The following is an 11,197-nucleotide window of genomic DNA, read 5'->3' as shown; positions in this document are numbered from 1 at the left end:
CCATTCGACTGCACGAGATAGACCTGCGCTTCCGGCAACTCCTCCTTCATGCGGCCGGCGAGCCGGTCGGTATAGCGTTGCACGATCGGCACCAGCATGGCGTTCAGCGCGGTCGTCGACATCCGCTCATATTCGCGGATCTCGGGGGAGATGTCGGAGGCGAGCGTGATCGCGACGCCTGGCAGCAGCTCGGCGAGGATCGCGCCAACGCGCCGCTCATGGGCGGGGTTGGCATAGGCATGCAGCAAGCAGACTGCGACCGATTTTACGCCGGCCTTGGCGAGTTCGGTGGCGACGCGGCGTACGCCAGCCTCGTCGAGCGGCACGGTGATCTCGCCCGCGGCATTGACGCGCTCGCTCACGCCAAAGCAGAAGCGCCGCGCCACCAGCGGCTCGGGCTGAGCGAGCGTGATCGCATAGACATCGGTGCGGCCATGGCGCCCAATCTGCATCACGTCCTCGAAGCCGGCCGTCGTGACGACAGCGCCGAGCGGAAGCTTGCGTTCGAGCACGGCGTTTGTCGCGATGGTCGTGCCGTGCAGCAGATACTGCACCGCCTCCATCGGAAAGCCGAAGCGCTCGGAGGCCTGCCTGATACCGGTCAGCAGGCCGATCGAGGGATCGGCCGGCGTACTCGGSGTCTTGATCTGGTGGATCGCGCCGGAGGTCGCATCGAGAATCTCGATATCGGTGAAGGTGCCGCCGATATCGACGGCGATGCGAATATCCTGATCCATCAGGCAAGGCTCCAGTGTTCCCACTCGCGGACGGCGAGCGGGTCGGGTGGTCGAAAGGCGGTGTTCGGTTCGAGCTAGTGCGTGTTCGGCCGGCTCATTTGACGAAGGTCTTGGCCAGGCCCGAGGTCTGGTCGACCACGAGCACGACGAGAAGGGTGAGCACGACGAGGAGCACGGAGAGCGCCGCCACCAGCGGGTCCGCCTGCTGCTCGACATGGTGATACATCGCGACCGGCAGCGTCTGGATGCGCGGGCCGGTCATGAACAAGGAGAGCACGACCTCGTCGAACGAGACGAGGAAGCACAGCGCCGTCGTGCCGATCAGTCCCGACTTCATCATCGGCAGGGTGATCCGGCGGAAGACAGTGAAAGGCGAGGCGCCGAGCGTCGAAGCGGCTTCCTCGACAGCGATCGGCAGCGTCGACAGCGCCGTGGCGAGTACGCGCAGCGCATAGGGCAGCGTCACCACGAGATGGGCTGCGACGAGGCCGGGGAAGGTCGCGAGCAGCCCGTAGCGGGCGAAGACGATCAGAATGGCGAGACCGAGCACGATCGTCGGCAGCAAGAGCGGCGCGGTGAAGAGGCTGGAGAGCGCCTCTGCCCCGCGCGGCCTCAGCCGCACTAGCGCGAAGGCCGCCGGCAATGCGATGACGAGACAGAGCACTGTGACCACGCAGGCGAGGAGCAGGCTGGTCCAGAAGGCGGCAGTCATCTTCCCGTCCAAGAAGATCGCCGGATACCACTTAACGCTCCAGCTCGAAGGCGGGAACATCATATAGCTGTCGCCGGAGAAGGAGATCGGCACAACGACGATCAGCGGCGCCAACAGGAAGGCAAACATCAGGAACGCCAGCAGCTTCAGTGCCGGGGAGACGGGACGTTCATCCATGACCAGCCTCCCTCACAGGATCGCGCGGAGCGCGCGGGTGTAGAGCACGAGCGCGGCGCCGAAGATGACGAGCACCAGGATCGACAGCGAGGCGGCCAGCGGCCAGTTCAGCGTCACGATCGCCTGGTCGTAGATCTCGGTCGCCAGCAGAAAGACGCGCCCGCCGCCGAGCAGTTTCGGCGTGATGAAGGAGGAGACCGCGAGTACGAAGCAAAGCAGGCAGCCGAGCGCGATGCCGGGCAGCGTCAGCGGCAGGATGATCCGGCGGAAGATCGTGAGGATCATATAGGGCATCAGGATCTCCGTGAGACCGATGACCACGCCGGTCTTGTTGAACATCAATCGCAGGCGCTCGAGACCGAGGCCACTGACCAGATTGTTGACCAGCCCGTTCTCSGAGAGGATCGCGAYCCAGCCATAGGTCCKCACCACCGCCGARGTCAGCAGCGGCGAGATCACCAGCACGAGCAGGATCGTSCKCCAKGTGCCGCTGGAGCGRTGMAGATAGAGCGCGATCGGATAGGAGCAGAYCAGCGTCAKCAGMGTGATGCCGAGGCTGACTGTGATGCTGTTGACGATCAGCTCGGCGTAGAAGGTGTCGGCGATGACCTTGGCCCAGGTCGCGAGCGAGAAGGCCTCGCGCATCGTACCGGTAGGCTCGACCTCGTAGAACGACATGCGTGCGAGATTGAGCACCGGCGCGAGGAAACCGAAGGCGTTGACCAGCGCGATCGGCGCGATCAGCGCGATGACCAGCGCAAGCCCGTTCCGGCGAGGCTTGGCCGCGGCGGCTGGCATGGTGATCGCCGCGCTCACGCCGCCGCCCCGTAGACGAAGACATCCTGCGGCCGCCACGACAGGGCGACTGTCGTCCCCGGCGCGAGCACGGTCTCGCCGCCGCGCGTCGCGAGTTCGACCGAGACGGTCTGCCCGGCGACGTCGATGTCGTATTGCAGGATATCGCCCGCGAAGGTCGCCCGCATGATGGTGCCCGCGACCCCTTCGCCGCCGGTCGGTGCCAGGGCGATGCGATGCGGACGGACCATCACCTCGACTGGGCCCGACAGGTCGCCGGGCGCCGCGAAGCGCTGGCCGCCGAAATCGGCGAAGCCGTCCGTCGCTACGGCCTTCAGGCGGTTGGTACGGCCGACGAAGCTCGCCACGAAGGCGGTCTTCGGGCGCTCGTAGAGATCGACCGGCGTGCCGAGCTGTTCGAGCCGGCCCTGGTTCATGACCACGACTTTGTCGCACATCGTCAACGCCTCGCTCTGGTCATGCGTCACGAAGATCGCGGTGATGCCGAGCCGCCGCTGGATGTCGCGGATCTCGTTGCGCATCTCGTCGCGCAGCTTCGCGTCGAGATTGGAGAGCGGCTCGTCGAAGAGCAGGATCGAKGGMCGGATGACGAGCGCACGCGCGAGCGCCACGCGCTGCTGCTGACCGCCCGAGAGCTGGGCCGGCCGGTGCTCTTCCTTGCCGGTCAAATGCACCAAGGCGATCGCTTCCTTCACGCGTTTCGCGATCTCGTCCTTCGGCACCTTGCGCATCTCAAGGCCGAAGGCGACGTTCTTCGCCACGCTCATATGCGGAAACAGCGCGTAGCTCTGGAAGACCAGGCCCATGTCGCGGCGGTGCGTCGCAACCTCGGTGAGGTCCTGCCCGCCGACGACGATGCGTCCCGATGTTGCCGGCACGAGGCCGGCGATCATCCTGAGTGAGGTCGTCTTGCCGCAACCCGAGGGGCCGAGGAAGGCAACGAGCTCGCCCTTGGGGACCTCAAGGTCCAGATTGTCGACCGCCGTGAAGCCGGCATAGCGCTTGGTCAGCCCCCGGATGGAGAGAAAGCCCTGGCCCGGTGCCGTGCGGGTGTCGGTCATGACGGTCTATCCTTCTCGGCTCAGCGGCTCAGCGGGATCACCTTGCGGCGCCACTGCTCCATGATCGGCTCGCGAACCTTGGCGAGAGCGATCCAGTCGATCGGGATAACCTTGTCCATGGACTTGACCGCGGTGCGCGCGATCGCGGCATCCGAGATCTGGGCCTTGGCGTTGGTCGGCGCGTAGAACATGCTTTCGGTGAAGGACTTCTGGGCCTCCGGCGACAACGCGTAGTCGATGAACTTGGCGCCGGCATCCTTGCCAGGGCCGCCGGCGACATAGTTGATCGTGTTGATCTGGAAGACGCTGCCTTCCTGCGGGAGGATCACCTTGAGCTTGCCGCCGGATGCGTCGGCATTGACCTGTGCGCGGGCGTTCCAGCCGGCGCCGGCGGCGGCCTGACCGGAGATGATCACGGGATAGACTTCCGGCTTGGGCTCCCAGGTCTGGACGTTGGGGGCGATCTCCCCGAGCGCTGCGATCCCTTGGTCGACGCTCTTGAGATAGTCGGTGCCGCCGCGCGCCTTGTCCATGATCAGGACGAGCGACAGACCCTGGATATCGGGCATGCCGGGGATCGCGACCTTGCCCTTGAGATCGGGCTTGGCGAGGTCCATCCAGCTCTTGGGCGTCTCCTTCACGACGTCCGAATTATAGAGCATGACGAGRTTGTCGAAGGTCACGGCGACGCCGTCGACATCGGCRATGCGSGCGYTSGGRTAGAGATCGGMGACGTTCTTCGAGACCTTGTCGTCGATCTTGATCAGCAGCTTCTCGTCGGTCGCAGCCTTGGAGACCGAGACGTCCATGATCACAACGTCGGCCTGCGGCGCSGCYTTCTGGGCGCGCAAATTACCGAGCATCTGGGCCGAGTTCGGCAGCGGGAAATAGTCGACCTTGATGCCGGGATTGGCCTTCATGAAGGGCTCGATCACGGCCTTGGTGTAACGCTCCTGGAACAGGCCAGAATAGGCCATGACCGTGACGGTCTGTTGCTGCGCGAGCGTGCCCTGCGCATAGAAGCCGGCTGCCAGCGCGATGGCCATGGTGAGCTTCGTCGATGTCTGCATGTTCGATCCCCTCTGTTGTTGCGCGGGCGGTGCGCCACCCGTCGTCAGGCTTGGTCGATTGATTCCGTGTCTCAGTCGCCTCAGGACTTGGCGARCTTGCCCTCGACCAGAGCGGTCGCGCCGGAAATATCGGGCAGCTTCTCGCCCTTGCGCAGGCGCTCCAGGAGCACGAGTTCGTTTTGCTGCATCTCGATCGCCTTGCGGGCGTAGGCTTCGGCGGTTGCGGTCTTCAGCACCACCACGCCGCTTTCGTCGCAGAGCACCGCGTCACCGGGTTCGATCGTCTGGCCTCCGACACTGACGGGTACGTTGATCGCACCTTCCGTGCCAAGGATCTTGGTGGTGATCGGCGCACCAGCTTCGTCAGATAGTGCAGCGCCGTCGAATCCGCGTGKGGRATKCGGATSGTGACSGCCGTGCCGGCGATGCGCTTGGTCGGCAGCACCGCCCTGATCTCGCGATCGACGAAGCCCGAATGCAGCACATGGCCGATGGTCGCGACYTCGCATTGCTGAAGCAGGGAGACAAGATCGCCGGAGATCTGCGCCGGCATGGGATTGACGGTGAACATGGGAAGGTTCTTTCCGCTCAGGCGATGACGTGATGGTCGGCGACCGGCACCGCCGCACGGACCTTCGCCGTGTAGTCGAAATCGAGCCGGCCGCTGGTCGTGCCGATGCCGTCCGAGGCCTGCGCGGTGACATGGCCCCAGGGATTGATCACCATCGAATGGCCGTAGCAGGCGTTCTTTCCCTGGGCGTGCGTGCCGGTCTGGCCGGTGGCGAGAAACCAGGTCTGCGTTTCGCAGGCCCGTGCCCGTGCCAGCAATTCCCAGTGGTCCTTGCCCGTCATCAGTGTGAAGGCCGCGGGCAGGACGATGACGTCCGCGCCGGCGTCGCGCAGCTTGCGGAAGAGTTCGGGGAAGCGGATGTCGTAGCAGATGGCGCAGCCCACGGTCGTCTCGCCAACCCTGTAGGTCACGACCTCCCGCCCGCGCGAAACCATGTTGGACTCGCGATAGCTGACGCCGCCGGGCGCATCGACGTCGAACAGATGGATCTTGCGGTAATGCGCGATCTGCTTGCCGTCGGGCCCGAAGACGATCGTCGCGTTGAAATAGTCGTCGCCGTCGCGCTCAGCGACGCTGCCCGCATGGATGGTCACGCCATGCTTCTCGGCTAGGCCTGACATCAGGCGATAGCTCTCGCCGTTCGGGAACGTCTCGGCGCTCGCGCGCATCGCCGCCGCGTTGCCATCGAGAAAGGCGTAGTATTCCGGCAGGACGATGAGATCGGGCTGGTCTTCCGCGACGACCTTCTCGACCATGGCCCGGGCCGTCTTCAGGTTCGCGGACTTGTCGTCCTGCGAGTTCATCTGGATGAGTGAGACCTTCATCGGCATTCTCCCCGCTGTCGGTGCGGCAGGAGAGCAAACCCCCGATGGGCCCGCAAACGCGAAATTCTTGTTCGCCCCGACAAGAATTACTTATGACAGCGCCGTGACCAGGGCGTGCCTGTTGTCGAGGCAGATCGTCATAGAGTCGGCAGTGGGCTCAGGACGCCGCGATTTCCGCCGCCATATCCGCGATGAGGGCCGGCAGCGTGTTTCCCGGATTGTCGTTGAAGACGGCATGGAAATGCAGTGGCGGCAGCCTTGCCTCGACATCGAGCACATGCAGCTCGCCGGTATCGAGGAACTCCTGCACCACCGCCTGCGGCAGCACCGCGACGCCGACGCCGTCCCTGACGAGCCGGGTGATGGTGGCAAGCGAGTTCGAATTGAACACCCGCACCGTTTCGGTGTCGATCCCAGAAAGCTCGATCGCACGCAGCACCGAATGGTGTGGCTGCGAGCCCTTCGAATAGGCGAAGATCGGATAGGCGGTGAGGTCRCCGATGGCGAGCCGGCCGGGCTTCAGCGGCAGTTTGGGCGAGCCGATCCAGAGACAGTCAAAGACGCACAGCTCGATGTTGCGGATATGCGGCGCGACCACCGGCCCCATGATCAGGCCTAGATCGATCTGCCCTTCCTGGATCTGGCGCGCGAGATTCAGGCTGGTGTCGACGTTGAGGTCGATCGCGACGTTCGGATAGGTCTCCTTGACCCGCTCGATCAGGCGCGGCAGCCARGCATAGACGACRGAATCGAYCGYGCCGATCAGCACCGTCCCGCGGACCTGGCCAGCATCGGCGATCGAGCGTTCGAGTTCTGCGACCATACGCATGATCGCCTCCGCCTGCGGCAAGGCTCGCTGGCCATGCGGCGTCAGCCCGACATTGCGCAGGTCGCGCTCGAACAGGCGCACGCCGAGTTCCCGCTCCAGCGTCGCGATGCGATTGGAGACCGCAGCTTGCGTGGTGCAGAGCTTGTCGGCAGCGACCGAGAAGTTCCGCAGCCGTGCGACCCAGACGAAGGTTTCGAGGAATTTGAGGTTCACGCCATGCCACGTCAGCTACGCGCGCCCAGGCGCGAGGGAGCCTGACTTAGCGCTGTTTGGGGAGGGCCGTGAAGTGTGTACCATCTCTCGAGAGCATCTTCCGCGCTTGACGGCCGATCGAAGAGAGCGCTCAGAGCCTCATCACATTAAGCAAAACGACCCAGCAGGCGTCGTCTGGGCCACGGGTTGGCACGATACCAATCAGCGCGGCAATGATGGTATCGAGGCGCCAACCGACATTGCCGTTGCCAGCGCCCAACGTCCGCTTCCTGGCAAGGATTCAACTTCCGCTTCTGGATGGCGCAACGCGCCGGTTTGTTCCGGGCACGAGCTCACTTGTAGCAATCGTCTTTTTGAGGTGTCGTCATTGCGGAATCTGCGATGACAGTTTCGGCTTGGCTCTTCATTCTCGCTGCGGTCGTCTGGACCATATCCTGGAGGAGGAACCGCCATGAAGCTCCGCTGTGTCGATTGCATGGCTGAGCTCGCACCGCGATGGGCATATGAATGCCAGGCCTGCGGCGGCATTCTGGAGCAGGTCGGGAATGACGGCGTTCCACCTTTTTCCTTCGGCGAGGGGCAGACGCCGCTCATTCGCGCCGAGCGACTGGAAAGAGCACTGCCGGGTTTCAAGGGCGAACTCTGGTTGAAGGACGAGACCCGTAACCCAAGCGGCTCCTTCAAGGATCGGTTGATCGCAGCCGCGCTCGGCCGTGCCATCGCCACGGGCGTGCGCGGCGTCGTCTGCGCGTCATCGGGAAATGCCGGAGCGGCGACGGCGGTCTACGCTGCCCGAGCTGGCATGCCGGCGATCGTGGTCGTCCCGGCGCATACGCCGCCAAACAAGGTGACGCAGATTGCGGCGCATGGCGCGGTTCTGCTCCTCGTTGAAGGGAATTACAGCCGCTCCTATGACCTTGCCCGCGCGCTGGCGGAGCGGCATGGCTTCGTCAACCTGACCACGACCTTCATCAATCCTTATGCCGTCGCTGGTCTCACTGCTGTCGGACGCGAACTCTTTGCCCAGCTCGACGGCGTCCCGCCGAGCCATGTCCTGATTCCGACAGGCAGCGGCCCCCTCGTCAAAGGTGTTTGGCAGGGCCTCAAGGAAGCGGGTGCCGCGACGCACCTCGTTGCCGTGCAGGCGGAAGGATGCGCACCAATTGCTCGCGCTTTCGCGGCGGGTGCAGAGCACGTCACGGCGTGGAGCACGCCCGAGACCATCGCCTCCGGTATCAGCGATCCGCTGATCGGCTATGAGCGCGACGGCAGCTATACGCTGCGCCTCGTGAAGGAAAGCGGGGGACTGGTACTGGCGGTCAGCGATGCGCAGCTGCGTGAGGCCATGTTTCGGCTGGCGAGGCTGGAGGGAGTCTATGCCGAGCCGACGGGCGCAAGCTCGGTCGCCGCCCTTCAGCAGCTTCTGGGCGGGGGGCACCTTGCCCCGGGATCGCGCATCGTCTGCCTGATCACGGGGCATGGTTTCAAGGACGGGGGTGCCTTTCAAGAGATGCCCGTCAGGACGCATCGCGTCGTTGATCCAGAAGACACTGCGGCGGTGGCTCGTCTCTGCGAAGCAGCGATCGAGCAGGGCGAGGAGACGAGCCTCTCCCTCGGGCCGGGCGTTCTTCGAAGCCTGGCCTGATTTTTGCTGCCGTATCGTCAGCGACCGAGCCGGTCGCTGACGATACGGCAGAGGAGAGGGCAATGGGCGCTCATGATGACCAGGCACCGGCAGTAGACGGCGATCTTACGGTCGAACGGCGCAGCCTGTTCGGACTCGGCCTCGCTGGTGCAGCTCTGGGCGGTCTCGCGGCGAGCAGTGTCGCGGCGCTCGCGCCGACGCCTGTGGCGGCGCAGACAGTCGCCAAGAGCAAGCTGTACACCATCAAGGAGCGCGGCAAGCTGATCGTCGGAACCGGCAGCACCAACCCGCCCTGGCATTTCCAGGACGCGAGCGGCAAGCTCGCCGGCATGGATATCGACCTCGCCCGGCTACTCGCCAAGAGCCTTTTCGACGATCCGGACAAGGTCGAATTCGTCATCCAGGGTTCGGATGCCCGCATTCCAAGCCTCGTCACCGACAAGGTTGACATCGTCGTGCAATGGATGACCGTGACCCCCGGTCGAGCCCAGCAGGTCGAGTTCACCATTCCTTATTACCGCGAGGGCAACGGCCTGCTGATGCTCGCCAAGGGCGGCAAGTACAAAAGCTATGCCGAGCTCAAGGCGGCTGGCAAGGCGGTGACCATCGGCGGCATGCAAAACGTCTTTCTGGAGGAGTGGATCCACAAGGCCTTGCCCGAGGCCAAGGTCGATGCCTTCGACAGCCCCGATGCGGCCATGCAAGCGCTGAATGCCCGCCGCATCGACGCCTCGATGCAGGATCAGTCCGCTATCCGCTGGCTGATGCAGCAGGCGCCCGATCGCTTCGTCGATTCAGGGTTCGGCTGGATGCCGAATTCCTATGCATCGGCCGTGAAACCTGGCGATCCGATTTGGCTGAATTGGGTCAACACCGTTTACAAGGAGGCGATGATGGGCGTCGACTTCGACACCTTCGCCGCCTCGTACAAGAAGTGGTTTGGCATCGAACTGCCGCTTCCCAAAGTGGGATTTCCGCAGGAATTCGCCTGATCCATCCGGATCCACTGTCTCCCGGCGGCGAGGCCTGACCGGCTTCGCCACGTCGTCCGCGGATCGCAGGCATGATCGATTATCATTTCGACTGGTCCGTGATCACGCGGAACTGGGACAAGTTTACCGACGCGCTGCTTCTAGGGCTTGGGCTGGCCGTCGTCTCGCTGGCGATCGGATCTATCATCGGGTTGTTGGCGGCCTATGCCCGGCTGTCGCCCCGCAAGTGGCTGTCCTACCCTGTCTGGGCCTATGTCGAGTTTATCCGCTGCACCCCGTTGCTGCTGCTTATCTTCTTCCTCTATTTCGGCCTGCCCGAATTCGACATCACCGTGCTCGACAAGAGCCAGAGCTTCGTTCTGTCGCTGTCGCTCTATGCCGGGGCTTATATGTGCGAGGTCTTCCGCTCCGGCCTGGCCTCGATCCCGAAGCAATATGTCGAGGCGGCGAAGGCCATCGGGCTAAGGCCGCTGCAGCGTCAGCTCTACGTCGTCCTGCCGGTGATGTTCAGGATCACGCTGCCGGCCGTCAGCAATAACCTGATTTCGCTGTTCAAGGACACCTCGCTCGCCGCCGCCATCGCCGTGCCGGAGCTGACCTTCACCGCCCGCCAGATCAATGCCAACACCTTTCGCGTCATGGAGGTTTGGTTGACGGCGAGCGGGCTCTATCTTGTCACGGCCTATGTCATCGCCACCTTGCTGCGCCTGGTCGAGCGCCGTTACGCAGCCATTCGCTGAGGAGCCGGCGGGCATGACCTTCACCCCCGGAACCTTCTGGTTCGAGGCCTGGGCGGCGCGCGAGGCGCTGCTGGTCGGCCTTGGCGTCACGCTCGCCAGCTCGATGTTGAGCATCGTGATGGCTACGGTCTGCGGCATCGCCGTAGGGGTCGCGCTGTCCTATGGCTGGTGGTGGCTCAGCGGCCTGGCACGTCTTTACGTCGACGTGATGCGCGGCATCCCGCTGCTGGTGCTGATCCTATTCACCTATTACGGCCTGGCGCTGTTCGGCATCAATGTGCCGGCATTCTGGGCAGGAGTCGTTGCGCTCGGCGCTTTCGCCACCGCCCATGTTGCCGAGAACTTCCGCGGTGCCGTGCAATCGGTGCCGGCTGGGCAGATGGAGGCGGCCAAGGCGATCGGCCTCACATTCCGCCAGCGACTCGCGTACGTCATCCTGCCCCAGGCCTTTCGCAGGATACTGCCGCCTTGGGTGAACACCGCACTGGAGATCGTCAAGGGCACAACGCTCCTCTCTATCATCGGCGTGATCGAGCTGCTTCTCGCCGCCCAGCAACAGATGGCGCGCAACTATATGATCGTCGATTTCTATCTACTCACGCTGGCGCTCTATCTCGTCATCAATTTCACGCTCGCTCAGCTCGGCGGGGTGCTTGAGCGCCGCTTCTCCTATCTACGCTATTGAAGGCCGTCATGAGCGAACCGCCTCTTCTTCAAGCCACCAATGTCCGCAAGCACTTCGGCAAGGTCGAGGTGCTGAAAGGCATTGATCTCACCATGCGGCAGGGCCAGGTCGTCTCGCTGATAGGG

Annotated in this window: 11 protein-coding genes and 1 pseudogene; 4 read left to right on the top strand and 8 right to left on the bottom strand. The window is 64.0% G+C overall.

The window, feature by feature from the left end; all coding sequences use genetic code 11:
• From AB4Y99_RS24360 to AB4Y99_RS24325, 8 genes and pseudogenes are all read right to left on the bottom strand, one after another.
• A partial coding sequence (locus AB4Y99_RS24360) for a hydantoinase/oxoprolinase N-terminal domain-containing protein (RefSeq protein ID WP_441525130.1) occupies positions 1-737 on the bottom strand: 737 nt, incomplete at its 3' end.
• A gap of 94 nt (positions 738-831) precedes the next feature.
• Positions 832-1,626: an ABC transporter permease gene (locus tag AB4Y99_RS24355; protein ID WP_441525129.1), complete on the bottom strand. Its 795-nt coding sequence runs from the start codon at positions 1,624-1,626 to the stop codon at positions 832-834.
• A 12-nt stretch (positions 1,627-1,638) separates the two neighbouring features.
• Entirely contained in the window at positions 1,639-2,424 is a 786-nt protein-coding gene (locus AB4Y99_RS24350; RefSeq protein ID WP_441525128.1) for an ABC transporter permease, read from the bottom strand.
• Between the two features lie 14 nt (positions 2,425-2,438).
• Positions 2,439-3,503, bottom strand: a complete 1,065-nt coding sequence (locus AB4Y99_RS24345; RefSeq protein ID WP_441525127.1) for an ABC transporter ATP-binding protein — start codon at positions 3,501-3,503, stop codon at positions 2,439-2,441.
• A 20-nt stretch (positions 3,504-3,523) separates the two neighbouring features.
• Complete coding sequence (locus AB4Y99_RS24340) at positions 3,524-4,549, bottom strand: ABC transporter substrate-binding protein (protein WP_441525131.1); 1,026 nt, start codon at positions 4,547-4,549, stop codon at positions 3,524-3,526.
• Between the two features lie 104 nt (positions 4,550-4,653).
• Positions 4,654-5,144: pseudogene (locus AB4Y99_RS24335) on the bottom strand (RraA family protein).
• A gap of 17 nt (positions 5,145-5,161) precedes the next feature.
• Positions 5,162-5,968, bottom strand: coding sequence for a carbon-nitrogen hydrolase family protein (locus AB4Y99_RS24330; protein WP_441525126.1), 807 nt, complete (start codon positions 5,966-5,968; stop codon positions 5,162-5,164).
• A gap of 157 nt (positions 5,969-6,125) precedes the next feature.
• Positions 6,126-7,010, bottom strand: coding sequence for a LysR family transcriptional regulator (locus tag AB4Y99_RS24325; protein ID WP_441525125.1), 885 nt, complete (start codon positions 7,008-7,010; stop codon positions 6,126-6,128).
• A 451-nt stretch (positions 7,011-7,461) separates the two neighbouring features.
• Between AB4Y99_RS24325 and AB4Y99_RS24320 the strand changes: the two genes are divergently transcribed.
• From AB4Y99_RS24320 to AB4Y99_RS24305, 4 genes are all read left to right on the top strand, one after another.
• A complete protein-coding gene (locus AB4Y99_RS24320; protein WP_441525124.1) occupies positions 7,462-8,655 on the top strand; it encodes a pyridoxal-phosphate dependent enzyme in 1,194 nt (397 codons plus the stop codon).
• 62 nt (positions 8,656-8,717) lie between these two features.
• Positions 8,718-9,647: a transporter substrate-binding domain-containing protein gene (locus tag AB4Y99_RS24315; protein WP_370955384.1), complete on the top strand. Its 930-nt coding sequence runs from the start codon at positions 8,718-8,720 to the stop codon at positions 9,645-9,647.
• 74 nt (positions 9,648-9,721) lie between these two features.
• On the top strand, positions 9,722-10,387 hold the full coding sequence (locus AB4Y99_RS24310; RefSeq protein WP_142021522.1) for an amino acid ABC transporter permease: 666 nt from the start codon (positions 9,722-9,724) through the stop codon (positions 10,385-10,387).
• 13 nt (positions 10,388-10,400) lie between these two features.
• The gene (locus tag AB4Y99_RS24305; RefSeq protein ID WP_133564944.1) at positions 10,401-11,072 is read left to right on the top strand and encodes an amino acid ABC transporter permease; all 672 of its coding nucleotides are present in this window, start codon (positions 10,401-10,403) and stop codon (positions 11,070-11,072) included.
• The last annotated feature ends 125 nt before the right edge of the window (positions 11,073-11,197 follow it).

Origin of the sequence: Allobosea sp. TAB14 (genome assembly GCF_052113865.1) — a bacterium.
GTDB lineage: Bacteria > Pseudomonadota > Alphaproteobacteria > Rhizobiales > Beijerinckiaceae > Allobosea > Allobosea spartocytisi.
Note: the sequence above shows the minus strand (reverse complement) of the source record. Positions and strands in the feature narration are given on the sequence as shown.